The organism is Mycobacterium pseudokansasii, from assembly GCF_900566075.1.
Lineage (GTDB): Bacteria > Actinomycetota > Actinomycetes > Mycobacteriales > Mycobacteriaceae > Mycobacterium > Mycobacterium pseudokansasii.
Map to the genome: position 1 here is coordinate 418,170 of NZ_UPHU01000001.1, position 24,826 is coordinate 442,995.

The following is a 24,826-nucleotide window of genomic DNA, read 5'->3' on the forward strand; positions in this document are numbered from 1 at the left end:
GGGCCGGCTAACGGGCCTGCGTGCGGGGCCTCGCCCATTGCAGCCGCACGTGCTGGCCCGGCCGCACCTGGGCGACCTTGTCGATGTCCTCGTCGATCACCACACCCACCACCGGATAGCCGCCGGTAAGCGGGTGATCGGGACCCAAGATGACCGGTAAGCCATTGGGCGGCACCTGGAGCGCGCCGCGGGTGGTGCCCTCACTGGGCAGCTGGCGGTCCGGGTCGCGGTGCTGCAGCGGACGCCCGACCAGCCGCGTCCCGACCCGGTCGCTGTGGTCGGAGACCACCCAGTCGGTGTGGACCAGAGCGTCGGGATCGACCAACCAGTCGTCGCGCGGACCCGGTATCGCCAGCAGTTCGACCGTGTCTCCGGTGAAGGCGGCCACCGGGGCCTGGTCGAGTTCGGGATAGTCGGCGGTGTGCTCGCCGACCGGCAGCAGGTCGCCGGCTTGCAGCGGCGCAGGGCCGATCGCCGACATCACGTCGTAGCTCCGCGAACCCAGCACCGGGGTGACGCAGATACCGCCGCGTACAGCCAGATACGTCCGAAGCCCGGCGCGCGGCGTACCCAGTGAAATCACCTCGCCATCACGGACGTGGTGAATGCTGTTGGTGCCGAACATGATTCCGTTGACAGTCGGATCGGTGTCGGCCCCCGTCACAGCGATGTCCACGTCGCCGCCGCGAACCCGTGCCGAGAACCCGCCGAAGGTGACCTCGACGGTGGCCCGATCGTCGGGGTTGGCGACGAGCCGGTTGGCCAGGGTGTGGGAGCGGCGGTCGGCGGCTCCGGAGCGGCCGACACCGAGATGGGCGAGGCCGGCCCGGCCGAGATCTTCGACGATGGCCAGCGGGCCGGTGCGCAGAACTTCCAGGATCGCCATGGCAGCCGCTCCTGTTACGCAGCCCGGAACCGCACCCACATGCCCTGCATGAGCAGCGCGGGGTTGGGTCTGGTGACGTCCCACAAGACGGCTTCGGTGTGGCCGATGATCTGCCACCCGCCCGGCGACTGGCGAGGATATATCGCGCTGAATTCGCCTGCGAGAGCGACCGATCCGGCCGGCACCACGGTTCGCGGTTCGGACTTGCGAGGCACCCGCAGCCGTGGGTCGCCGCCGATGAGGTAGGCGAAACCGGGCGAGAACCCGTTGAATCCCACCCGCCACGGGGTTGTGGTGTGGGCGTTGATGATCTGTGCGGCGGTCAGGCCGGTGTGGGCGGCGACCTCGGCGAGATCCGGGCCGTCGTAGACGACGTCGATGACGGGGTGATCGCCCCGGCGATCCGTCGGTGCTGCCGCAGAGCCGACCGGCAACCGGCGCAGCCGCTGGCGGGTAACCCCTTGGAAGCGGGGTGCGGCCAGTTTGACCAACACCGTCCGCAAAGCCGGAACGATGTCGACCACTCCCGGCAGGGCCGCCGCGCGCAGTGCGTCGGTCCACGCCAAAACCTCAGCGGTACTGTCACATTGCACCATCAGGGCCTGGTCGCCGTAGTCCAGAACGGTGCGCGTCACCGCGTCGGCTGCGGGGTCGCTGGAGAGGTTCGTCACGCTCATCTTTCGACGGTAGCCCCGATATCGGCGCTCGGGCGAGGGATCTTGGAGCACTGCCAGAGGTGCCTTAGCAAACGCTCATGAGGATGCGGTCAGCGGCATTGCCAACCGGGAATTCAGCCCAGGATCGCGCCGATCTGCGGGGGAAGCTGATCGGCCACCAGAGGATAACTCAGCGGCGATGCGAACGCGATCGCGCCGGCCAGGTCTTTGGTGGTGAAGATGTGGCGCTTCTGGGCGGTCGACCCCGCGGCCGCTATCGCGGGGTCGGCCAGCAACGCCTGTTGGTCGTCCGGGCTTTCGGTGGACCAGATCAACACATCGGCGGAATCGAGCACCTCTTTGATGTGCTCGGGGGGGATGACCGCGAGCCGGTCGGCGGCGTAGGGCTTGATGGCGTCGGAGACGACCAACCCCATCTGGTTGAGGAAGTCGGTCCGCCAGCCGGCCATGGTGGCGATCACGTTGCCCTGTCGCAGCCTGCCCTGCAGCAACAGTGCCTTCTTGCCCTTCCATTGCGGATTCTTCTGGGCGACCTCGGCGAACTTGCGGTCGACGTCGTCGATCAGCGACTTCATCTGCTCGGCCTGGAAAACCGCCTGGCCGATGGTGGTTGCCTGGTCCTTCCACGGCTCGAAGAACGCGTCGCCGTCGGACTGCGGGATGGTCGGGGCGATCGCCGACAGCTTCTGATAGGTGTCGGCGTCGACGCCGGCGTTGATGGCCACGATCAGGTCGGGCTTCAGGCCGGCAATCTGATCGACCGCAATTCCGTTGTCCAGGTTCAACACCACCGGCTGCGCCGCTCCGAGCTTGGGTTGGGCCCACGGCCATACGGCGAACGGCTGGTCGCCGAACCAGTTGGTCACCGCGATCGGGACCACACCGACCGCCAGCAAGTCGTCCTGCTCGGTGAAGCCCGCACTGACCACGCGCTTGGGCGGCTCTTTGACGACGGTCTTGCCGAAAAGGTGAGTGATGGTCACCGCCCCGCCGCCGGGTGTGCCCGGTTTCGATTCGTGTGACGAACATCCCGAAATCCCGGCGGCGACGAGCCCCGTTGCTCCAGCGACCTGCAGGAATCCGCGCCGACTCCATCCCCGTTGCACCGCGTGAGACTATCGCGTGCCCGAGTCGGCTCACCGCCGCGCAATGCCTGTGCGTCCCCACCGGCGCCGCATTTTTCTGACAGGCATCGCAAGACCGTTGTGATGTTTGCTTTTCGGCCACGTAACTGGGGGCGCCGGAGCCGGTAACAGCGCGCCGTTAGCGTCGGGCCATGACCAGCGCCCCGGTGATCCAGCAGGCCCCACCGCGCGCGCCTTATGTCGAAGGTCCCTGGATTGACGACTGGCGCCCGGAAGACCCCGAGTTCTGGGAGCGCACGGGCAGACCGATTGCCCGTCGTAACCTCGTTTTCTCCATCTTCGCCGAGCACATCGGTTTCAGCGTGTGGATGCTGTGGAGCATCGTGGTGGTGCATATGACGGCCGTCGGTGGCCACCCGGCCGCCTCTGGCTGGGCGCTGTCGGCCAGCCAGGCGCTCTGTCTGGTCGCGGTGCCCAGCGGGGTCGGTGCGTTGCTGCGGTTGCCCTACACATTTGCCGTCCCGATCTTCGGTGGCCGCAACTGGACGATCATCTCGGCAACTTTGTTGGTGGTTCCCTGTCTGCTGCTGTCGTGGGCGGTAAGTCATCCCGGCATCCCGTTCGTGCTGCTGGTCGTGATCGCCGCGACGGCGGGGGTAGGGGGCGGCAACTTCGCCTCCTCGATGGCCAACATCTCGTTCTTCTTCCCGGAGCGTGACAAGGGCTGGGCGCTGGGTCTCAACGCGGCCGGGGGCAACATCGGGGTTGCAGTGGTGCAGAAGGTCATTCCGTCGGTCGTGGTCGCCGGCGGCGGCGTGGCGCTGGCACGTGCCGGATTGTTGCTCGTCCCGCTGGCCGTGGCCGCCGCGGTGTGTGCCTATCTGTTCATGAACAACCTCACCGAGGCCAAAGCTGACGTGAAACCCGTTTGGCAGGCATTGCGGCACGCCGACACCTGGGTCTTGTCGTTGTTGTACATCGGCACTTTCGGATCCTTCATCGGCTACTCCGCTGCCTTTCCGACCTTGCTGACCAGCGTCTTCGGCCGCGGCGACATCGCGTTGGGCTGGGCTTTCCTGGGCGCTGCCATCGGATCCGTCATCCGTCCGCTGGGTGGCAGGCTCGCTGATCGGATCGGCGGTGCCCGGATCACCGCCGGCAGCTTCGTCATGCTCGCGGTCGGAGCGGCAGCGGCGCTGTGGTCGGTTCAAGCGGTCGACTTTCCGCTGTTCTTCCTGAGCTTCATGTTCTTGTTCGTGGCCACCGGCATCGGCAACGGATCGACCTACCGGATGATCTCCCGGATTTTCACGGTCAAAGGTGAGCTCGCGGGCGGTGACCCCGACACCATGGTCCAGATGCGCCGCCAGGCCGCGGGTGCGTTGGGCGTCATCTCCGCGGTCGGTGCCCTGGGCGGGTTTCTGGTGCCCCTGGCGTATGCGTGGTCCAAGGCGCAGTTCGGCAGTATCGAACCGGCGCTGCGCTGCTACCTGGTCTTCTTCCTGGGCCTGCTGATCGTGACGTGGTACCGCTACCTGCGCAGGGGAGCCGCGACGAGTCGGATTTGATCAGGTGTCCGTGGGTTTCGGCTTGGGCGGATAGTTCGGCCAGGGGCTGTAGTCGGCGATCAGCTCCTCCTGCGCGGGTCGCTGGTCGGGTGGCACGTGCTGCAGGTTGATCCGGATCCGGTACCAGATGGAACTGGGCCCGCGCATCCCGTCGACGAGCACGTCGGCGGGATGCAGCCGGTCGGCTGCGGCGGGATGGCGGTGGCGCCAGGTGTCCAGAGCGGCCATCGCCTCGTCCCGGGTCTTGGTGCGGGCGACCTCGATCAGCGGCTTGGAGGACCGGCGCCGGCCGGCCCGTGGGCCGGCCCCTGTGGGCGCCCTTTCCGGCGGCCCCAATTCCTCGGTCAGCATGAGCAGCCGGTCCAGGTGGCCCACGGCGTCGTCCATCCCCGCCCACGGGTCACCCAGCTCGGCGAACCGGTCCGGAACGGTGCCCAGGGTGAAGTCCTCCGGATGGCAGTCGGGCACCTCGTCCCAGCCCAGCGGGGTCGATACCCGGGCGTCGGGAGTGGCCCGCACCGAGTAAGCCGACGCGACCGTACGGTCCTTGGCGTTCTGGTTGAAGTCGACGAACACGCCCTCGCGTTCTTCCTTCCACCAGCGGCTGGTTGCGGCGTCGGGCACGCGCCGTTCGACTTCGCGCGCAACGGTCTGGGCGGCCAGCCGGACCTTCGAGAACGGCCAGCGCGGCGCGATCCGGGCGTACACATGGAAGCCGCGCGAACCGGACGTCTTGGGCCAGCCGGTCAGGCCGTAGTCCTCGAGCACCGCACGCACCACCAGGGCGACGTCGATGATGTGCCGCCACTCGACGCCCGGCATCGGGTCCAGGTCGATCCGCAGCTCGTCGGGATGGTCGAGGTCGGCGGCCAGCACCGGGTGCGGATTGAGGTCGACGCAGCCCAGGTTGATCACCCACGCCAGCCCCGCTGGGTCGTGGATGACGGCTTCGTTGGCGGACGTGCCCGACGCGTACCGCAGTTCGGCAACGTCGACCCAGTCCGGGCGGTTAGCGGGGGCACGCTTCTGGAACACCGCTTCTTCGGAGATGCCATTGACGAAACGCTTCAGGATCATCGGGCGGCCGGCCACGCCGCGCAGCGCGCCATCGGCCACCGAGAGGTAGTAACGAACCAGATCCAGCTTGGTATATCCGGACCGGCCGTTCGGGCCGGGAAACACCACTCGGTCCGGATGGGTGATGGTGACACGGTGTCCGGCGACGTCCAGTGATGCCGGACGGGTCATAGGAGCCAATGCTAATTCCGGAATACCTTCTGGCCGCTTTGCGACTCCCGTCACATATTGTGAGGTTATGCCTAACCTCAGTGACTTGCCCGGGCTCGGAAAGATCCAGCAATACGTCGACCGCGGTACCTCCGAACTGCACTACGTGCGCAAGATCGTCGAATCGGGCGCGTTCCGGTTGGAGTCGCCGCTGAACTATGCCGCGATGGCAAACGAAATCGTGAAGTGGGGCGAGTTCGGTATGCTGCCGTCGCTCAACGCCCGACGCCATCCGGACCGGGCAGCCTGTATCGACGAAGACGGCGAGTTCACCTATAAGGAGCTCGACGACGCCGCCCACGCTCTGGCCAACGCCCTGCTCGCCAAGGGGGTGCGCGCCGGTGACGGGGTGGCTCTCCTGGCGCGCAACCACCGCTGGTTCCTTATCGCCAACTACGGCGCAGCCCGGGTGGGCGCCCGCATCATCTTGCTCAACAGCGAGTTCTCCGGCCCGCAGATCAAGGAGGTGTCGGAGCGCGAAGGCGCCAAGCTGATCATCTACGACGACGAGTACACCAAGGCCGTCAGCAAGGCCGAGCCGCCGCTGGGCAAGCTCCGCGCCCTGGGCACCAACCCCGATAAAGATGAGCCGTCGGGAAGCACCGACGAGACCCTCGCCGACCTGATCGCGCGCAGCAGCACCGCGCCCGCACCCAAGGCCGGCAAGCACGCGTCGATCATCATCCTGACCAGTGGAACTACCGGCACCCCGAAGGGCGCCAACCGCAGCACCCCGCCGACGCTGGCGCCCGTCGGCGGCATCCTGTCGCATGTTCCCTTCAAGGCCAACGAGGTGACGTCGCTGCCGGCGCCGATGTTCCACGCGCTGGGTTACCTGCATGCCACCATCGCGATGTTCCTGGGGTCGACGCTGGTGCTGCGGCGGAAGTTCAAGCCTCCGCTGGTGCTGGAAGACATCGAGAAGCACAAGGTGACCGCCATGGTGGTGGTGCCGGTGATGCTGTCGCGCATCCTCGATGCAATCGAAAAGATGAAGAAGAAGCCCGATCTGTCCAGCCTGAAGATCGTGTTCGTGTCCGGGTCGCAGCTGGGCGCCGAGTTGGCCTCGCGCGCGCTCAAGGACCTCGGGCCGGTCATCTACAACATGTACGGCTCGACCGAGATCGCGTTCGCCACCATCGCCGGGCCCAAGGACCTGGAGCGCAACCCCGCGACGGTGGGGCCGGTCGTCAAGGGTGTGAAGGTCAAGATCCTCGACGAGAACGGCAAGGAGCTGCCGCAGGGCGAGGTCGGGCGGATCTTCGTCGGCAATGCCTTCCCGTTCGAGGGTTACACCGGCGGCGGGCACAAGCAGATCATCGACGGCCTGATGTCGTCGGGTGACGTCGGCTATTTCGACGAGCACAACCTGCTCTACGTCAGCGGCCGCGACGACGAGATGATCGTCTCCGGCGGTGAGAATGTGTTCCCGGCCGAGGTGGAGGATCTGATCAGCGGGCATCCCGACGTGGTGGAGGCCACCGCGATCGGTGTCGAGGACAAGGAGTGGGGCGCGCGGCTGCGCGCATTCGTGGTGAAAAAGCCCGATGCCGAGGTCGACGAGGACACCATCAAGCACTATGTGCGCGACCACCTTGCGCGGTACAAGGTGCCGCGGGAAGTGATCTTCATCGATGAGCTGCCGCGCAATCCCACCGGCAAGATTCTCAAGCGTGAACTGCGCGAGATGGAGATCTAGCGGCGCGAGCAGACACGGAATCGCATGGTGCGCCCGGCGCCCCCGCGATTCTGCGTCTGCTCGGCGCAGGGAACTTAGGGGTCGCGGGGCAGGCCGAGCAGTCGTTCGGCGATGATGTTCAGCTGTACCTCCGACGTGCCGCCGTAGATCGTGGTGGCGCGGCTGGCCAGCAGGTACTCGCCCCATTTGCCCGCCGGCTCATCGGTGTCGCCGATCGCGGCGTCCGTGCCGAACGTCGACACCGCGAATTCGGCGTAGCCCTGGCCGGTGCGCATCGACAACAGCTTGGAAATCGCCGCTGACGGCATGGGGTCACCCCCGGCGATGGTCAACAGCGTCGAGCGCAGGTTGAGCACCTTGACCGCATGACCCTCGGCGATCAGTTGACCGGCGCGGTGCTGGGCGACCTGGTCGAAATGGCCGTCGCGGACGAACTCGACGAATTGCGGCAGGGTAGCCAGGAAGTTGGCGTCGCTGCTGCCGATCGACACGCGTTCGGCCGTCAGCGTGTTGCGGCTGACCTCCCAGCCCCGGTTCACCTCACCGAGCACGCACTCGTCGGGAACGAACACGTCGTCGAGGTAGACGGTGTTGAACATCGCGTGGCCCGTCAGTTCACGCAGCGGCTTTACCTGCACGCCTTGGCTTTTCATGTCCAGCAGGAAATAGGTGATGCCGTTGTGCTTCGGGGCGTTCGGGTCCGTTCTGGCTAGCAGTGCGCCGTAGTGCGCGTATTGGGCGGCCGTCGTCCAGATCTTCTGGCCGGTGATGCGCCAGCCGGCGTCGACCCGGGTCGCCTTCGTGGTCAGCCCCGCCAGGTCCGAGCCGGCGCCGGGCTCGGAAAACAGCTGGCACCAGATCATGTCACCGCGGAAGGTCGGCGGCAGGAAGCGCTGCTTCTGCTCTTCGGTGCCGAACGCGACAATCGACGGGATGATCCAGGCCGCGATGCCGACCTGCGGCCGTTTGACCCGTCCACTGGTGAACTCCTGGGCAATGATGACCTGCTCGACCGGGCCGGACGCCCGACCCCACGGCTTGGGCAAATAGGGCAGCACCCAGCCGCCTTCGGCGATGGCGACCCTGCGTTGCTCGCGCGGCATGGCCTTCAGCGCGGCAACCTCGGCCCGGATCTCGGACCGCAGTTTCTCGGTGTCGGGGTCCAGGTCGATGTCTACCGGGCGCATACCCGTGGTGGTCGCGGTATCCACGACCCGTTGCGGGTAGGTGGTGTGGCGGCCGAAGCAGGCGGCCAGCATCAACGCCCGGCGGTAGTACACGTTCGTGTCATGCTCCCAGGTGTAGCCGATGCCGCCGTGCACCTGGATGCAGTCCTGCGTGCAGCGCTGGGCTGCTGTCGGCGCCAGGGTTGCCGCTACCGCCGCGGCGAACTCGACGTCCGGGCTGCCCTCGCTTGTCTCGTCCAAGGCGCGGGCGGCGTCCCACACCGCGGCCGTGGCGCGTTCGGTGTCGGCGATCATCTCGGCGCACTTGTGTTTGATCGCCTGGAACTGGCCGATCGGCCTGCCGAACTGTTCGCGAATCTTGGCGTAGCTTGATGCGGTGTCGGTGGCCCAGCGGGCCACACCCACGGCCTCCGCCGACAGCAGCGTGGACATCAGCGCGTGGGCGGTGGTCATGCTCAGATTGCTCAGCACGACGTCGTCTGTGACCTCGACGGCGTTGGCCCGCACGTGTGCGATGGGCCGCAGCGGGTCCAGGCTGCGGACCGGCTCGATTTCGAGCTGTTCGGCCCGCAGTACCACCCACTCCTCGCCGCTGTCGATGGCCACCGGCAGCACCAGAACGGCGGCCTGAGCCGCCGCGGGGACCGCGCGGACTTCGCCGCGGATCACCAGTACCCCCTTGTCCTGCAGACCCTGACGCGTGGCGGTCAGCCCGGAATCAAGTGCGTAGGCACCGATGGCCGCCCCGGTGGCCAGCTCGGAAAGCACCTTGGCCTCGGGGTCATGCGCCGCAATCAGCGCGCTGGCTATCGCCGAGGGGACGAATGGCCCGGGCACCGCGCCGTAGCCAAACTCGGCCAGCACCACGGCCAGCTCGAGGATCCCGAAACCCTGACCGCCCACCGATTCGGCCAGGTGCACCCCCTGCAACCCCTGCTCTGCGGCTGCCTGCCAGTACGGCGGCGGGTTTTCGACCGGGGTGCCGGGGTCTGCATCCAGGGCCGCATGCACCACCTCCGACGGCGCCACACGCGCCACCAGCGATCGCACCGAATCGGCGAGGTCTTGATGTTCACGGGTGATTGCGATCGGCATTGTTCGCCTTCCCTTGCGCGAGTTCCTTCCAAGCTAACAACCGGTGGGTTGGTTGGCCAGGTTGGCCAACGGGTGCCGTGCTCACCAGCGCCGAATCCGGCCTCATCCGGGCCAGCGCGCCGGCGTCGATCAGCTGCTTGGTGTCACCGGTCAACGGTTCGTGCAGGGAGGTGGTGTCGCCGCCGGCCAACCGGTGCGGCAACGGTCGCCAGCCAGGGCGTCCGTCGTCGCGGGTACCGCGTCGCGTCGCTGCGGCTACATCGATGGTGTTCACCCCCGCGCCGAATTTGTGGACCAGCCGCATCCGGGCCCGCGGTGTAGGTAGGTGCCCGACAGCGGACGAAGCGGATGCCAAATCACTTGTGCTTCGCGCAATTCGCGATAGAAGGACGCGTCGTCATCTTCGGCGCACGATCGAATGTCGAGTCAGTCTTGTTCGGGTGCAACAAGATCAAGCACCTTCTCGCCGGGCATGAAGTGGGCGAGAACTGTTAGCGCCATCGGTCGGCTATCCAGCTGGCGATGGTGTCGGCCTGCGCGTCGCGCGCACCCGGCGTGGTGAAGTAGTGGTCGGTGTCGATCGACGTCCGGGTCTTGTCGTTGCCGGCGAGCGCGTCGTAGATGCGTTGGGCGTCAGAGGGAAACACTCCGGTGTCGGCGTCGGCGTTGATCACCAGCGCCGGGCAGGTGATCCGGGCCAAGTGCGGCTCGGCCCGGGTTTGGGCCACCCGGAGGCTCCACATGCCCAGCCAGTTGCGCAGCGTGCACGCCGCGGCGATGCCGTGCGCTGAGCGGTTGGCTTTCACCGGAACCCCCGCGTAGCACGAATTGAGCGGACGTTTGGTCGGTTCGATGGTGGCGTCGACCATGCGCGGGTCGGCCCAGGTTCGCATCACGGCAAACGGCCGATCCGAAAAACCGGCGGCACGTACCCGTTTCAGCTCGGATTGCGCCCATTCGGTAATGCGCTCGTTGCGCGCTATCTGGGCGGCGCGATATCGGGCGAGAAACTCGGGGGAGTAGGGCGGTCCGTTGTCCTCGTTGAACAAATCCAGATCGGAATCCGTTGTCACGGGATCGGTTTCGTCGACGACGGCGGCGTCCATCCAGGCGGTGAGCACATCCGGGCGGCCGGGGTGCGCAGCGGTGGCGACGTAGCCGTCGGCGACGGGCAACTCGGTCAACCCGGTGGCTGGGCGCATACCTTCCAGCGGGGTGACGTTCGGGTCGACCGCCTGCGACTGATAAGCGGCCATCAACGAGCCACCCCCCGAATTGCCCAGTAATATCACCGTTTCCATGCCCTTGACATCGCGCAGCCAGCGCACTCCGACACCGATGTCGACCAATGCGTGGTCGAGCAAAAAGTTGCTTTCGAAGCCGCGGAATCTGCTGTTCCAGCCCAGGAAGCCGATCCCGCGGGCGGCAATATACTCGGCGAGATAGTGTTCGGAGAAGTCGATCTGGTAGTGGGTGGCGATCATCGCCACCGTGGGCTTGGTTCCGGCGACGTGGTGGTAGAGACCCTGGCACGGGTGTCCGCCGGCACCGGCGCGTCCGGCGGTCGGCGATGGCAAGCCGACGAACTCGCGTGCAACATCGGGCAATTCAGTGAACCTCCTCGCCGTAAATAGCTCGGTAGTAGATGTTGGCCAGGGTCTGGATGCAGGCCTGGTCGTCGGGTTCTCTGGCACGAGCCCCGCTGAGCTGGAGGTAGCAGAACTGGTTGAACATCGCAACGATAGCCTCGGCGATCAGCTGGGGGTCGTCACCTGGGCAATAACCCTGCGACTGGGCGCGTTTGACTGTGTCGGTGATGAAAGAGGTTGGAATCGCACACATCTCGGCCCAATACTGGGCGAAGTCGTCGTTGACCATGGCCAACTGCGACACGCTGATCATCTCCGCGAGCCGGTTCCGGTAGGTGTGCCAGTGCGCGGCAGCAGCCTCATATGCGCGCTCACGGTTGGACAGGCCATGCCGGGTAACGGACTGGGCCCGCTGGTTGGCTTCGTCGCGGAAGCCCAGTGCCCACTGACGCACCATGGCTTCTTTGGAGTCGTAGTAGTTGTAGAAGGACGCGGTCGACCGGCCGGCCTCGGCGGCAATATCGGCGACGGTCGTGGCCAGGATTCCCTTGCGCGCGATAACCGTTCGGGCGGCCGTGTCGATCGCCGCGTGGGTCCGCCGCCCGCGGTGCGTCGGAAATGCAGACATCGGGCGCACCTCCTCTGGAGCGAAACTGAACCTGATGTTAGATTCAGATTTGCGTCTTAGCCAGGGCAGGGGCCGATCGGAGCCGCACGATGATCAAGCCGCACAACACCAATACCGAGTTCGAACTCGGCGGAATCAACCACGTCGCGCTGGTGTGTTCGGACATGGCGCGCACCGTCGACTTCTACAGCAACATCCTGGGCATGCCGTTGATCAAGTCGCTCGACCTGCCCGGCGGCCAGGGGCAGCACTTCTTCTTCGATGCCGGCAACGGCGACTGCGTCGCCTTCTTCTGGTTCGCCGGCGCGCCCGATCGAGTACCGGGCATTTCCTCGCCCGGCGCCATCCCGGGGATTGGCGACATCACCAGCGCTGTGAGCACCATGAACCATCTGGCGTTCCACGTCCCGGCCGAAAAGTTCGACGCTTACCGGCAGCGGCTCAAGGACAAAGGGGTGCGGGTGGGCCCGGTGCTCAATCATGACGAGAGCCAGATGCAGGTATCGGCGACGGTGCATCCCGGGGTGTACGTGCGCTCGTTCTATTTCCAGGACCCTGATGGCATCACCCTGGAATTTGCATGCTGGATAAAGGAATTCACCGAGAACGACACGCCTGCCGTCCCGAGGACGGCGGCCGACCGGCGCCCCGCGGCGGTGGCTAGTAAGCCGTGACTGACGGCATTTTGACCGACGATCAGATCGCCGCATTGAGTCCAGAGCAACGGCGAGAGCTCATTTCCCGGCTGGAGCGGCCGCTGGGTGAGTTGGTGGACGAGACCACCCTCGCGCGGACTCGGCGTGTCCGGTTGCGCCTGGTCATCGGCTGCGCGCTGGCGCTGATCCCGTGGACGGCATTTCTCGGGCTGACACTGCCGGCCAACTACGTCGCGCACAATTGGCCGGCCACCTGGGTCGGTTTCGACATTCTGCTGGTCGGGTTCATGATGGCCACGGCCGTGTTGGGCTACCTGCGCCGCCAGCTGTTGCTACTCACCTCGTTCACCACGGGGGTGCTGCTGATCTGTGACGCGTGGTTCGACCTGATGACGGCGGGGCCCGACGAGCGCTGGTGGTCGGTGTTGACCGCGGTGTCCCTGGAGCTGCCGGTTGCTGCCGTGATGATCACCAGCGCGCAGCGCATCATGCGGCTTACCTTGGCGCGGCTCTGGCTGATTCGACCGGGGACGCGGCTGTGGCACCTGCCGCTGTTCCCGTGAGGTGGTAGAGCTTCGGGTCGGCGAGTTGGTCGAGCAACGACGCGAGCTGTTCGACGAGTTGGTCCGGCTCGAGCGCGACGTCCCCGGCAAGCCAGGCGCTGATGGTCTGGCCGACTCCGCCGACGGCGAAGTGCGCGCCCGCCTTGATGTGCTCATTTGCCGGAATTCGTAGCGCGTTGCCGGCATGCTGACCGGACAACATGGCGAACAGCGTGCTGGATTCGGCGCGCTTACGCATCACCACGGGGTTGGCCAGTTGTGTGCTGAACAGCAGGCGTCCGATGCGCGCGTCGCCGGCGATGGTCCGCACCACATTGCCCATCCCGGCGCGAGCTTGCTCGTGTGGCGGCACCGCCGCCACCGCCGCCTGGGTGGTGGCGGCCAGCTCAGCGATAACCCAGTCGAACACGCCGCTGACGAATTCGTCCTTGTCGGCGAAGCTTTCGTAGAAATACCTGGCCGACAGGCCGGCCCGGCGGCAGACGCCGCGGACCGTGAGTTCAGTGATGTCCCCGTCGTCGCAGCCGAGCAGGTCCAAGCCGGCGTCCAGCAACTGCCGACGGCGCGCGGCCAGCCGCTGGGCCGCATCGACGCCGCGGTACGGGCGTGCGGAGGGTTCGCCTGACCCGGAGTCTTCGGTCACGAACGTCATCTTGACACCAGGGCAGGGACCCGAGCAATATCGGGAAACAGGCGTTATCACAATTAGCGGGTCGGCTCGGCTCGGCAGGAGGACGTACGGTGGCAATTCCCGGTGCGGTTCGCCAGCCCGTTCCCCATGTCGAGCGTCCGGTGGCCGACCCACCCCGGCCCGGGCGGGCTGGGCGCGCGCGGCCGGCCGCCACCGACGACAACTTGATGGGGATCGCGCTGCTGGCCGGCCCGGCCAACGTCATCATGCAGCTGGCGCGACCCGAAGTCGGCTACGGCGTGGTGGAGAGCCGGGTCGAGAGCGGCCGGTTGGACCTGCACCCGATCAAGCGGACGCGCACCACCTTTACCTATCTCGCGGTGGCCATGGCCGGCAGCGACGCCCAGCAAACTGCTTACCGCCGCGCGGTGAACCGGGCGCACGCTCAGGTGTACTCGACATCCGAAAGTCCGGTGCAGTACAACGCATTTGACCCCGAGTTGCAGCTATGGGTGGCGGCATGCATGTGCAAGGGCGCGGCTGATGTGCACCGCATCTTCGTCGGCGAATTGGACGACGCAGAGGCCGACCGTCATTACCGCGAGACTATGGCGTTGGCGACCACGCTGCAGGTACCGCCGGAGATGTGGCCACCGGATCGAGCTGCTTTTGACCGGTATTGGCAGGAGTCGCTGAAGAAGGTGCGTATCGACGACGCCGTTCGCGACTACCTGTATCCGATTGCCGCAGCCCGGATACCGGGTGTGCCCTTGCCCGGCGTGCTGCGCAGGGTTCCGGAAAGTATCGCGTTGCTGATCACCACTGGCTTTCTGCCGCAACGGTTTCGCGACGAGATGCGGTTGCCCTGGGACGCCGGCAAACAACAGCTTTTCGACCGGTTGATGGCGGTAATTGGGACGGTGAATGCCATGATGCCGCGGGCCGTCCGGCAGTTCCCGTTCAACCTGATGCTTTGGGACTTGGACCGGCGGATCAAGGCCGGGCGCCCGCTGGTGTAGCGGGCGACAGCCCCGCCGTGAGGGGGCAACCTGCGTGGGTGGCTGCCCGCCAATGCGGCCCACGCCAGGGGCATCGCCCGACGAAACCGCGGTTGCCGTAGACCGGAGCCTGTCCGGCTACGGCAACCCGTTCAACCCGTCCGCGCCGATCAGCCCGCCGGTGCCGCCGGTGCCGGCCTTGCCATTGGCTGCAGCCTTCCCGCCATTACCGCCGTTGCCGCCATCGCCGACCAGTACGGCGTTGCCGCCGTTACCGCCATTGCCGCCGGTGCCGGTGGTCGGTCCGGCGTCACCGCCGGCCCCGCCATTACCGCCGCTGCCGAACAACCCGGCCGCGCCGCCTACCCCGCCGTTGCCGCCGGTGCCGGCGGGGGTAGCACCGCCGCCGGCGGCGCCACCGGCGCCGCCGGCGCCGCCGGAGCCGATGAGGAAGCCGGCTTTGCCGCCGGCGCCACCGGCACCGCCGGTGCCGGCGTTGCCGCCGGCCCCGCCCCATCCGCCGTTACCGCCGGCGCCGCCGGAGCCGAAGAACAAACCGCCGGACCCGCCGGCCCCACCCTTCCCGCCGAGGTTGTTGGAGACCCCGCCGCTGCCGCCGGCTCCGCCGGACGGACCTAGGGCGAACATACCGGCGTTGCCGCCGGACCCGCCGGCCCCGCCGTTGTTGCCGGTGGAGCCGGCGCCGGAGCCGCCGGTACCGCCGGCGCCGAACAGCCCGCCGTCCCCACCGGCCCCGCCGTTGCCGCTGAACATGCCGGTCCCTCCGGTGCCGCCGGCGCCGAAGACCAAGCCGTTCCCACCTTTGCCGCCGCCTCCGCCGAACCCGCCGGCTCCTCCGGCCCCGCCGTCGGCGAACAGCCCGCCGGTACCGCCGTCGCCGCCGACGCCGGTCGGGTTACCGGGGGCGGCTCCTGCGCCACCGGTTCCGGCGGCGCCGAAGAAGAAGCCGGCGTTGCCGCCGCGCCCGCCGGCGCCGCCGGTGCCACCGCCGCCGGAGTTTCCGAACCCGCCGGTGCCGCCGGTCCCGCCGGAGCCGATCAGCAGGGCGGAACCGCCGGCGCCGCCGGCGCCACCTTTCCCGCCGACGCCGGTGGCTATCCCGCCGCTTCCGCCGGTGCCGCCGCTGCCGAACAGGACCCCGCCGCCCCCGCCGGCCCCGCCGGGCCCGCCCGTGCCGCCGGCGGCGGTATTGGTATTGCCGTGCCCGCCGTTGCCGCCGTTGCCGAACAACCAGCCGCCGTCCCCGCCGCGAGTCGAGGTCCCCGGAGCTCCGTTGGCGCCGTTGCCGACCAGTGGACGCCCGGTCAGGGCCTGAACGGGCTGGTTAACCACATTGAGCACATCCTGCTGCAGGGTGTGCAGCGGGCTGGGGCTGGGCGGAGCGGGTATTCCGTCTGCACCCAGCAGCAACCCGCCGAGGCCGCCGAGGCCGGCTTTGCCCGGGGTTGCGCCGGTGCCGCCGCTGCCGCCGTTACCGCCGTTCCCGATCAGCACACCGTTGCCGCCGGTGCCGCCGTTGCCGCCGGCGGCGGCCGCGCTGGCGCCGCCATCACCGCCGTTACCACCGTTGCCGATCAGCCCGGGCTTGCCGCCGCCTCCGCCGGCCCCACCGGGGCCGGTGTTACCAGCGCCGCCGGTGCCGCCGGCGCCGCCGGAGCCGTTGAGCATGCCGGCGTTGCCACCGGCCCCGCCCGCTCCACCCTTGGTCAAGCCCGCCCCGGCGGCGCCACCGGCGCCGCCGGAGCCAAAGAACATGCCGGCGTTGCCGCCGGCTCCGCCGTCCCCGCCGCCGGTGAGGAGGCCTTGTCCGCCGGAGCCGCCGGCTCCGCCCGCGGCTCCGATGGCGAGCGTGCCGGCGTTACCGCCGGCCCCGCCGGCGCCACCCACGCTGGCCCCCCCGCCGCTGCCACCGGTACCACCGGCACCGAACATCCCGCCGTCACCGCCCGCTCCGCCTTTCCCGCCGGTGCCGGCGACGACGCTGCCGGTTGCGCCGGCCCCGCCGGTACCACCGTCGGAGAACAGCCCGCCGACCCCGCCGGCCCCGCCGGCGCCGCCGGACGAGCCGGCCCCGCCGGCCCCGCCGACTCCGCCGTCGGAGAACAGCCCGCCGGCTCCGCCGGCCCCGCCGGCGCCGCCGGTGGCACCGACACCGTTTGTCAACCCTCCGGGACCGCCGTTCCCGGCGGCGCCGTAGAGCATGCCGGCGTTGCCGCCGGCCCCGCCGGCCCCGCCGTTCGCGCCGCCGCCATCCGTCGAGCTACCCCCGGCGCCGCCGGCGCCGCCGGCGCCGATCAGCACGGCGTTGCCCCCGGCCCCCCCGGCCCCGCCGGCTTTGCCGGCGGCCGAAGTGTTGCCGCCGGCCCCGCCGGCCCCGCCGCTACCGAGCAGCCCGGCCGCCCCCCCGGCGCCGCCCTTGCCGCCGTCGGCGGTCGTCGAGGACGTTCCGGACCCGCCGGCTCCGCCGTTGCCGATCAGCCAACCGCCGGCCCCGCCGTTGGCCCCGGTCCCCGGGGCCCCGTTGGCGCCATTGCCGATCAGTGGACGCCCGGTAGCGGCGACGAACGGCGCATTGAGCGCGTCCAAGAGGGGCTGCAGCGGCGTCGCAGCGGCATAGTCGGCAGCCGCATACGAGGTCCCGCCCGCGGTCAGGGCCTGCACAAACTGCTGGTGGAATGCGGCCGCCTGCGCGCCCAGCGCCTGATAGGCCTGGCCATGCGCACCGAACAGCACCGCAATCGCCGCCGAAACCTCGTCCGCGCCCGCGGCCAGTAAGCTCGTCGTGTTGGCCGCGGCGGCGGCATTGGCTGCGCCGACCGTCGACCCGATAGTGGCTAAATCTGTTGCCGCTGCCACCAGCGCCTCCGGCGCTGCGATCAGAAACGACATCTGACACCTCCCGATACGCCATGACTGCGCTGTCACGCCGATCTGGAGCCTCCCCCGTCACCAGAGAAAATCGGCCAGCACAGCGTATCGCCGTGCGGCGGACACAGTGGTGGGTTTGCCGGAAATCCGGGCGAGGTTTTGCGAGCCTGCGGCCGCGACCGCCCACCCTCGACGGTGATGGCCCGCGTGGCCGAGCCCCACATCGATTACCGGACTTGCACGGTGGCGGTCCGCGGTGGTCGAAGAGCAATAATGAAAATCATGTTCATCATCTGCAGTGGTTCGCGGTGATGTGGCCGGTGTGGATCGTGTCGCCGCCGGAGGTCCACTCGGCGTTGCTCAGCAGTGGCCCGGGACCGGGTTCGCTGCTGTCCGCGGCGGCGGCGCGGTCGGTGCTGAGTGCCGAATACGGCGCCGTGGCAGACGAACTCATGGCCGTGCTGGGCGCAGTGCCTGGGAAGGTCCCAGCGCTGAGCGGTATGTGGCCGCCCACGTGCCCTATCTGATGTGGTTGATGCAAGCCGGCACGGTCAGTGCGGACGCGGCCGCGCGGCACGAAACGGTGGCCGCCGCCTACACCGCCGCGCTGGCGGCGATGCCGACGCCGGCCGAGCTGGCGGCCAACCACGCCGTCCACGGCGTGTTGGTGGTGACGAACTTCTTCGGGATCAACACCATCCCGATCGCGCTCAACGAGGCCGATTACGTGCGGATGTGGATTCAGGCGGCCAGCACCATGACGACCTACGAAGCGGCGTCCGGAGCGGCTGTCGCATCCACACCGCGGACCACCCCGGCGCCGCAGATTGTGACAGCCGAAGCCGCCGACGACGGCCATGACCATGAACACGGGGGTGACCCCACGCCGATCGACAACTTCGTTGCCGAAGTCCTGCGCATCATCACCGGTGGCCGGGTGATCTGGGATCCCGCCGAAGGCACGGTCAATGGCATCCCGTACGACGAGTACACCAATGCGGCCCAGCCCATCTGGTGGCTTGTTCGTGCTCTCGAATTCAGCCAGGACTTTCAAACGTTCACCAAGGAACTGTTCACCAGCCCGGCGGCGGCGATGCAAATCCTCGTCGAACTGATGCTGTTCGACTGGCAGACTCACGTCGCGCAGATCGTCCAAACGTTGAGCCAGTCCCCGCAGTTGCTCGCTGTCGCCATCCGCGGCGCCATCTCCAACCTCGGGGCGGTGACCGGGTTTGCGGGGCTGTCCGGCCTGGCCGGAATCCCGCCGGTCGCGGCGCCGTCGGTAGCCACCGCGCCCACCCTGGTGCCGGTCGCCGGGATGCCGCCGTCGGTTACCCCGTCGGCTGCGGCACCCGCGCCGGCGCCGGCTCCCTCCTCCGCGACCAGCGCCGCCGCCGCGGCCGCCACGGCGGCCGCCCGTGAGCAGGCCCGACGGCGGCGGCGCCGCAGCGCGGCGCTGCGGGGCTACGGCGACGAGTTTATGGACGTCGAGGTCGGCCCGGACTGGGACGTACCGCAGGACGAGGAGCCGGCTGCGCCGACTGCTTCGGATCAAGGTGCGGCGAACCTGGGATTCGCCGGCACAGTTCACGAGGACACAGCCGGCGCGGCGGCAGGCCTGGCCACGCTGGCCGGTGATCGGTTCGATGCCGGACCCAGGGAGCCGATGCTCCCCGGTACCTGGGAGCCGGACGGCCCAGCCAGGCATTAATGTCGGTTGGGTGCGTAGTGAAGGTGACACCTGGGACATCACCACGAGTGTCGGATCGACCGCGCTTTTCGTCGCCACGGCACGGGCTTTGGAGGCCCAAAAGCCCGACCCGCTGGCCGTCGATCCGTACGCGGAACTGTTCTGCCGGGCCGTCGGCGGTTCCTGGGCCGACGTGCTCGACGGCAAGGCTCCCGACCACGACTTGAAGAGCAAGGAATTCGGCGAGCACTTCGTCGATTTCCAGGGCGCCCGCACCAGGTACTTTGACGCCTACTTCCAGCGGACCGCCGACGCCGGAGCGCGCCAGGTGGTCATCTTGGCCGCCGGACTGGATTCACGCGCCTACCGGCTGCCCTGGCCGGATGGAACCACGGTCTTCGAGCTGGATCGGCCGCCGGTGCTCGATTTCAAACGCGAGGTGCTGTCCCGGCACGGCGCTACCCCGCGCGCCGAGCGACGTGAAATCCCGGTCGATCTGCGGGAAGACTGGCCGCAAGCGTTGCAAGACAACGGCTTTGATCCTGCCACACCGTCGGCATGGATCGCCGAGGGGCTGCTGATCTATCTTCCGGCCGCCGCGCAGGAGCAGCTGTTCACCGGAATCGACATCCTCGCCTGTCCTGGCAGCCACGCCGCCGTGGAGGACGGAAGCCCGCTTCCCCCGGAGGAATTCGCCGCCAAAGTGGAAGAAGAACGTGCCGTCGTCGCGGCCGGTGACGCGAATCCGTTTTTCCAGTTGGTCTACAACGAGCAGTGCGCACCGGCCACCGAGTGGTTCGGGGCGCATGGCTGGACTGCACTCGGTACTCCGTTGGTCGAGTACCTCCGCGAGGTCGGCCGGCCGGTGCCGGAACCGGGGACCGAGGCCGGGGCGCTGTTTGTGCGCAACACTCTGGTCAGCGCCACCAAGCCGTAGGCGCATCGGAAGACGCAATGAGTTCGCCTTGCGCGGGAACTTTTCCGGGCCGGCGTACGACTACTGACGGCCCACCGCGTATTCCGGCAAGGAGGCCTGCATGGCGCTAGCGGCTGCTCTCGACCGCCTGGCCTGACCATGACAGCATCGGTGTGGATGGCTTGGCCCCCAGAGGTGCATTCGACCCAGCTCAGCGGTGGCCCCGGGCCGGGCGGCATGTTGGCTGCGGCGTCGGCGTGGAGTTCGCTGAGTGCCGAATACGCCGCGGTGGCAGAGCAGCTCGCCGAGCATCCGGGGGCGGTTCAGGCCGGCGCCTGGCAGGGACCGACCGCCGCACGCCATGTGGCCGCCGACGTGCCGTACCTGGCCTGGCTGTCGCGGGCCGGCGCGAGTAGCGCGACGAGGGGCCGCTCAGCATGAGGCCAGCGCCGCGGCCTACACCGCGGCGCTGGCCGCGATGCCGCCGCTGGCGGAACTGGCGGCCAACCATGCAACCCATGCAGTACTGGTCGCGACCAACTTCTTCGGGGATCAACACCATTCCCATCGCGCTCAACGAGGCCGACTATGCCCGGATGTGGATACAGGCGGCTGTCACCATGTCGACGTATCAGGCGCTCTCCGGTGCTGCGGTGGCGTCCGCGCCGCCGGCCGAGCCGGCCCCGGAAATCGAGGTAATGCACGCCGACGACGGCGCCGACGAGGGTGACCACGGCGGAATCGTCGACTATGACGGTGGCGACCCGACGCAGTTGAGTTGGTGGATAAACCGTTTCACCGAAATCACCCAGACCCTCGGCAGGGATCTGGAGGAATTTCCGGAGAACCCGTCCGCGTCGATCGCGCCAATTCAGAACGACATTCCGTTACTTGTTGCCGACGAAATCAGCCACGTGGGCGAAGTCATCAGCACGTTCCCGCAATTGCAGGCCCTCCCGCTGGCGCTGCCGATCATGGCCCCCGGTCTCGTGGCCGGCTTTGCCGGGTTGAGTGCGCTGGCTGGAATCCAGCCGGCCGCAGTGCCCCAGGGGGTGGTTGCGCCGATGCCCGCCACGTCGGAGCCCGGCCTGAATGCCGTCGCCAGCCCCTCGTTCGGGACCGCGGCGGCAACGCCGGCTGCGGCTCCAACGACGGCCCCCGCGCCGCCGGCCGCGCCGGCCGCGGTGTCAGCGGCGTCCGCCGCACCACCGCCGGCCGCCGGGGTCGGCGGTGCGGCTTTTCCCTATGTCGTCGGGGGCCCCGGCGTGGGGTTCGACTCGGCCATGAGCGGTTCCGCCCGGCGGTCAGCGCCCGAACCGGATCACGTTGCCACACCGGCGGCGGCTGCTGCGGGGGCACGGGAGGAGAAGCGCGCGCGTCGGCGTCGTCGGAAGGCGTTGCAGGACTGTGGTTTTCGCTACAAATTTCTGGACCCGGAAACCCGCATCGGATACAGCGCCTGCTCCGGCCACGGCGTCCGGTCAGGGTGCGGGGATTCTGGGATTCACCGGAACCGCAAGCCGGAAGGCATCCAGAAAGCCGCAGGGCTGGCGACGCTCACCGGCGGCGGGTTCGGTGACGGACCGGTCGTGCCAATGGTTCCCGGTGGTTGGAATACCGATCCGGTTTCATGAAATCCGTTGGCAGATAGTGATATCAGTGATAGTCAGATCTGCTGCTGGCTCAACGAACCTGAACAAAAAGGGCCGCAATAGCTTCGGCAAGTAATCGTTGGCACGCGCGTCCACCGCAGCGTGACTCAGCGAATCATCCCCATACCCGCCAACCGCACCCGCCGTTTGTTCGCACCTGACCGGTTCCACTACGAAAAGATTTGGCGGGCAGCCTGATTCGCTGGTCACTCAGATGCGGGGGATACAGGGTCGAACCAAAGGGTCGAACTAGAGGGCAGAACCACAGGTGCAATTCGACGAACGCGACCGGATCTCGCCGCCGCAGCGGGTGGCAACGGTACATTCCGCCGTCGCTCAACGACTCTTGTCGGTGCGAAATGCCTACGCACACGTAGGTTTTTCCTACGTAACCGTAGCTATTGACAACTGTTGACAATAGTTAGGATCCGTGAGATTTTTTTCCGCACCGCGTCCGACAGCTGTGGCCGACAAGGCCCTCGGTCGTGCAGGTGGATGAGACACAATCGGAAGGAGTCGATAGTGACGTTGCAAGTGGTTCCGGAAGGTTTGGCGGCGGCCAGCGCGGAGGTGGAAGCGCTCACCGCTCGCCTGGCGGCCGCGCATGCGGCTGCACTGCCGGTGATTACGGCTGTGGTGCCGCCGGCGGCTGACCCGGTGTCGGTACAGGCCGCGGCCGGGTTTAGCGCGCACGGCAGCGCACACGCCGCGGTGGCGGCCGAAGGCATTGAAGAGCTTGGCCGTTCGGGGATCGGTGTCGCTGAATCCGGCGTCAGTTACGCTGCCGGTGACGTCGCGGCGGCGGTGACGTACTCGGCCCTAGGCGGTTGGGTATGACCGCGCCGCTGTGGATGGCCAGCCCGCCGGAGGTGCATTCGGCATTGCTCAGCGCCGGTGCCGGCCCTGCTCCGCTGCTGGCAGCATCGGCGGCATGGACATCGCTGAGTACCGAATATGCTTCGGCGGCAGAAGAACTCACGCTCATACTGGCAGCGGTGCAGGCTGGCGCGTGGCAAGGCCCCAGCGTCGAAGCGTACGTGGCCGCCCACGTGCCGTATGTGGCGTGGCTGATGCAAACCAGCGCCGACAGTGCGGCAACGGCCGCCGAGCATGACACCGTGGTTGCGGCCTACGTCAGCGCACTGGCTGCAATGCCGACCTTGGCGGAACTGGCCGCCAACCACGTCACCCACGGGGTATTGGTCGCGACGAATTTCTTTGGTATCAACACCATTCCGATCGCGCTCAACGAGGCCGACTATGTCCGGATGTGGATCCAGGCCGCGACCACGATGGGCGTCTATGAGACCGTCAGCGGCGCGGCATTGGTCTCGACACCGCATATCACGCCGGCGCCGGTACTGGTCAAACCCGGCGTGGGGGAGGCCGGCAACGCCGCGGCCACGGCGGGTCAAACCCTTACCCCCTTCCCGTGGCATCAATTACTTCAGTTCCTGGAATTGTTCTCGAAGGCATGGACACAGATCGGCCAGTTATTGGTGAACGCCGCCTTCTCGTTCGTTCTGTGGTCGTACAATTTGATCCTCGCACTTGTGAATTTGAATTTCTGGGTGGCACTCGAAGCCGTGATAATGCTGGTTCTCACCGAGACCTGGTTTGCCATCGGAGTGATGCTGATTCCATTGCTGCTGTTCGCTCTTGTCCTGGAAGTTGTCGACGTTATTGGCAGCTGGATTATTGGCAATTTGTTCGGTGTCGGTTCGCTCTTGATGGGCACTGCGGTGGGAGCGATGGCTGCTGCTGTTGTTCCTGTGGCCGGATTGGCCGGATTGGCCGCTATGCCGGCGGCGGCTGTGGTGGCCGCGCCGGCTGCGGGATTGGCTGCTGCGCCGGCCGTGGCGGTCGCGGCAGTGGAGCCGGCGCCCGGTGCTGCGGCGGTTGCTGTTGGGGCGGCGGAGCCGGCGCGCCTGGTGTCGACAGTGCAGCCGGGTTCCGGGATCACGCCGGCGTCGGCATCGGCTTCTGATCGTGGCGCTGGGACATTGGGGTTTGCCGGAACGGCCGGCAAGGAGATCGTCGGACAGCCGTGCGGATTGATTGCGCTGCAGGGCGCCGAGTACGGCGGTGCCGCGCACCTGCCGATGCTGCCGGCCACCTGGGAGTCGACTGCCCTCGAAGCGGGCAGCCAACAGGCGTTTGCAGCTTGACGAGCTGACAACGAATAACTGGAATACCACATCGAAAGGAAGAGTTATGAGTTTGCTGGATGCCCATATTCCGCAGTTGGTCGCGTCACAGTCGGCGTTTACGGCCAAGGCGGCGCTGATGCGTCACACCATCGGTCAGGCCGAGCAGTCGGCGATGTCGGCGCAGGCGTTCCATCAGGGCGAGTCCGCCGCGGCGTTTCAGGGCGCTCACGCCCGCTTTGTGGAGGCCGCCGCCAAGGTCAACACCTTGCTGGATATCGCCCAGGCCAACCTGGGTGACGCCGCGGGCGCCTATGTGGCCGCCGATGCCGCCGCCGCGTCCACCTACACCGGCTTCTGAGTCGCCCTAGCACCTCGAAAGGACTTGTGATGTCACAGATCATGTACAACTACCCGGCCATGCTCGGCCATGCCGGGGACATGTCCGGGTATGCCGGCACCCTGCACAGCCTGGGCGCCGATGTCGCCAACGAGCAGGCCGCGCTGTCGAATGCCTGGCAGGGCGATACCGGGATGACCTACCAGGGCTGGCAGACCCAGTGGAACCAGGCCATGGAGGACCTGATGCGGTCCTACCAGTCGATGGCCGCTACCCACGAATCCAACACGATGGCGATGCTGGCCCGCGACACCGCCGAGGCCGCCAAGTGGGGCGCCTAACCGAACGGAGCAGCTGGTCGGCGCCAGCCGGAGTGATCACCAACTAGCTGCATTCGCCAACTCAATGCTCTTCGGATGATCACGACGACTACTCCCGGACGCTTGCCGGGCCGGTGGCTCGACCCGCGCCAGGTGGGTCCGGCCTCGGCCCGGCATTCGGGACCCAGTACGTGATCGGTGCTTGCAACCGCGAAAGCGACATTGCGACAAAAATAGCAGTAGACAATAGTTGACAATAGTTACGATCTGTGAGATTTTTTTCCGAATCAGGCGTGGTCGTCATGGGCGACACGACGCCGATT

General features: G+C 67.6%; 19 protein-coding genes and 4 pseudogenes. 12 read left to right on the top strand and 11 right to left on the bottom strand.

Annotated elements, in window-relative coordinates; all coding sequences use genetic code 11:
* Window positions 1-7: 7 nt before the first annotated feature.
* The 3 genes from EET10_RS01910 to EET10_RS01920 form a co-directional block, all read right to left on the bottom strand.
* The gene (locus EET10_RS01910; RefSeq protein WP_036399057.1) at window positions 8-886 is read right to left on the bottom strand and encodes a 5-oxoprolinase/urea amidolyase family protein; all 879 of its coding nucleotides are present in this window, start codon (window positions 884-886) and stop codon (window positions 8-10) included.
* A 14-nt stretch (window positions 887-900) separates the two neighbouring features.
* Window positions 901-1,563, bottom strand: a complete 663-nt coding sequence (locus EET10_RS01915) for a 5-oxoprolinase subunit B family protein (protein WP_036399055.1) — start codon at window positions 1,561-1,563, stop codon at window positions 901-903.
* Window positions 1,564-1,676: 113 nt separating this feature from the next.
* Window positions 1,677-2,669, bottom strand: a complete 993-nt coding sequence (locus EET10_RS01920) for an ABC transporter substrate-binding protein (protein WP_063467075.1) — start codon at window positions 2,667-2,669, stop codon at window positions 1,677-1,679.
* A gap of 170 nt (window positions 2,670-2,839) precedes the next feature.
* Here EET10_RS01920 and EET10_RS01925 point away from each other — a divergent pair, with 170 nt between their 5' ends.
* The gene (locus EET10_RS01925; protein WP_099187934.1) at window positions 2,840-4,216 is read left to right on the top strand and encodes a NarK family nitrate/nitrite MFS transporter; all 1,377 of its coding nucleotides are present in this window, start codon (window positions 2,840-2,842) and stop codon (window positions 4,214-4,216) included.
* Here EET10_RS01925 and EET10_RS01930 read toward each other — a convergent pair whose 3' ends face one another.
* Complete coding sequence (locus EET10_RS01930; RefSeq protein ID WP_425461680.1) at window positions 4,217-5,464, bottom strand: DNA polymerase domain-containing protein; 1,248 nt, start codon at window positions 5,462-5,464, stop codon at window positions 4,217-4,219.
* 67 nt (window positions 5,465-5,531) lie between these two features.
* On the opposite strand from EET10_RS01930, the gene fadD2 reads away from it, so the two are divergent.
* Window positions 5,532-7,202 carry a long-chain-fatty-acid--CoA ligase FadD2 gene (gene fadD2, locus EET10_RS01935; RefSeq protein WP_036399051.1) on the top strand — a complete coding sequence of 557 codons (1,671 nt, stop codon included), beginning with the start codon at window positions 5,532-5,534 and terminating at the stop codon, window positions 7,200-7,202.
* Between the two features lie 74 nt (window positions 7,203-7,276).
* Here the strand turns inward: fadD2 and EET10_RS01940 are convergent, their stop codons facing one another.
* The 4 genes and pseudogenes from EET10_RS01940 to EET10_RS01955 form a co-directional block, all read right to left on the bottom strand.
* A complete protein-coding gene (locus EET10_RS01940) occupies window positions 7,277-9,484 on the bottom strand; it encodes an acyl-CoA dehydrogenase family protein (protein ID WP_036399049.1) in 2,208 nt (735 codons plus the stop codon).
* A 73-nt stretch (window positions 9,485-9,557) separates the two neighbouring features.
* Window positions 9,558-9,904: pseudogene (locus tag EET10_RS01945) on the bottom strand (NAD(P)-dependent oxidoreductase); the annotation flags it as partial.
* A 71-nt stretch (window positions 9,905-9,975) separates the two neighbouring features.
* Window positions 9,976-11,091, bottom strand: a complete 1,116-nt coding sequence (locus EET10_RS01950) for an alpha/beta hydrolase (RefSeq protein WP_036399047.1) — start codon at window positions 11,089-11,091, stop codon at window positions 9,976-9,978.
* Between the two features lies 1 nt (window position 11,092).
* A complete protein-coding gene (locus EET10_RS01955; protein ID WP_036399045.1) occupies window positions 11,093-11,701 on the bottom strand; it encodes a TetR/AcrR family transcriptional regulator in 609 nt (202 codons plus the stop codon).
* Between the two features lie 89 nt (window positions 11,702-11,790).
* Here EET10_RS01955 and EET10_RS01960 point away from each other — a divergent pair, with 89 nt between their 5' ends.
* Both EET10_RS01960 and EET10_RS01965 read left to right on the top strand, forming a co-directional pair.
* Window positions 11,791-12,375 (top strand): VOC family protein, encoded by a 585-nt coding sequence (locus tag EET10_RS01960; RefSeq protein ID WP_036399043.1) that lies wholly within the window; start codon window positions 11,791-11,793, stop codon window positions 12,373-12,375.
* A complete protein-coding gene (locus EET10_RS01965) occupies window positions 12,372-12,920 on the top strand; it encodes a hypothetical protein (RefSeq protein ID WP_036399041.1) in 549 nt (182 codons plus the stop codon). The genes EET10_RS01960 and EET10_RS01965 overlap by 4 nt, the downstream gene beginning before the upstream one ends.
* Here EET10_RS01965 and EET10_RS01970 read toward each other — a convergent pair.
* Window positions 12,853-13,572 (bottom strand): TetR/AcrR family transcriptional regulator, encoded by a 720-nt coding sequence (locus tag EET10_RS01970; protein WP_036399039.1) that lies wholly within the window; start codon window positions 13,570-13,572, stop codon window positions 12,853-12,855. The genes EET10_RS01965 and EET10_RS01970 overlap by 68 nt on opposite strands.
* A gap of 89 nt (window positions 13,573-13,661) precedes the next feature.
* On the opposite strand from EET10_RS01970, the gene EET10_RS01975 reads away from it, so the two are divergent.
* A complete protein-coding gene (locus tag EET10_RS01975; protein ID WP_063467071.1) occupies window positions 13,662-14,570 on the top strand; it encodes an oxygenase MpaB family protein in 909 nt (302 codons plus the stop codon).
* Window positions 14,571-14,687: 117 nt separating this feature from the next.
* Here the strand turns inward: EET10_RS01975 and EET10_RS32105 are convergent, their stop codons facing one another.
* Together EET10_RS32105 and EET10_RS30395 are read right to left on the bottom strand one after the other, a co-directional pair.
* Window positions 14,688-15,977: a hypothetical protein gene (locus tag EET10_RS32105; protein WP_425461702.1), complete on the bottom strand. Its 1,290-nt coding sequence runs from the start codon at window positions 15,975-15,977 to the stop codon at window positions 14,688-14,690.
* A 930-nt stretch (window positions 15,978-16,907) separates the two neighbouring features.
* Window positions 16,908-17,459, bottom strand: a pseudogene (locus EET10_RS30395) (PE family protein); the annotation flags it as partial.
* Window positions 17,460-17,749: 290 nt separating this feature from the next.
* On the opposite strand from EET10_RS30395, the pseudogene EET10_RS01985 reads away from it, so the two are divergent.
* The 7 genes and pseudogenes from EET10_RS01985 to EET10_RS02015 all read left to right on the top strand — a co-directional run bounded on the left by EET10_RS01985 (window position 17,750) and on the right by EET10_RS02015 (window position 24,524).
* Window positions 17,750-19,149, top strand: a pseudogene (locus EET10_RS01985) (PPE domain-containing protein).
* 10 nt (window positions 19,150-19,159) lie between these two features.
* Window positions 19,160-20,065 (top strand): class I SAM-dependent methyltransferase, encoded by a 906-nt coding sequence (locus EET10_RS01990; RefSeq protein WP_099187939.1) that lies wholly within the window; start codon window positions 19,160-19,162, stop codon window positions 20,063-20,065.
* Window positions 20,066-20,203: 138 nt separating this feature from the next.
* Window positions 20,204-21,678: pseudogene (locus EET10_RS32580) on the top strand (PPE domain-containing protein).
* 540 nt (window positions 21,679-22,218) lie between these two features.
* Window positions 22,219-22,533, top strand: a complete 315-nt coding sequence (locus EET10_RS02000) for a PE family protein (protein WP_036399035.1) — start codon at window positions 22,219-22,221, stop codon at window positions 22,531-22,533.
* Window positions 22,530-23,864 carry a PPE family protein gene (locus tag EET10_RS02005; protein ID WP_063467815.1) on the top strand — a complete coding sequence of 445 codons (1,335 nt, stop codon included), beginning with the start codon at window positions 22,530-22,532 and terminating at the stop codon, window positions 23,862-23,864. The genes EET10_RS02000 and EET10_RS02005 overlap by 4 nt, the downstream gene beginning before the upstream one ends.
* Before the next feature lie 46 nt (window positions 23,865-23,910).
* The gene (gene esxG, locus EET10_RS02010; RefSeq protein WP_036399031.1) at window positions 23,911-24,204 is read left to right on the top strand and encodes a type VII secretion system protein EsxG; all 294 of its coding nucleotides are present in this window, start codon (window positions 23,911-23,913) and stop codon (window positions 24,202-24,204) included.
* Window positions 24,205-24,233: 29 nt separating this feature from the next.
* A complete protein-coding gene (locus EET10_RS02015) occupies window positions 24,234-24,524 on the top strand; it encodes a WXG100 family type VII secretion target (RefSeq protein WP_036399029.1) in 291 nt (96 codons plus the stop codon).
* The last annotated feature ends 302 nt before the right edge of the window (window positions 24,525-24,826 follow it).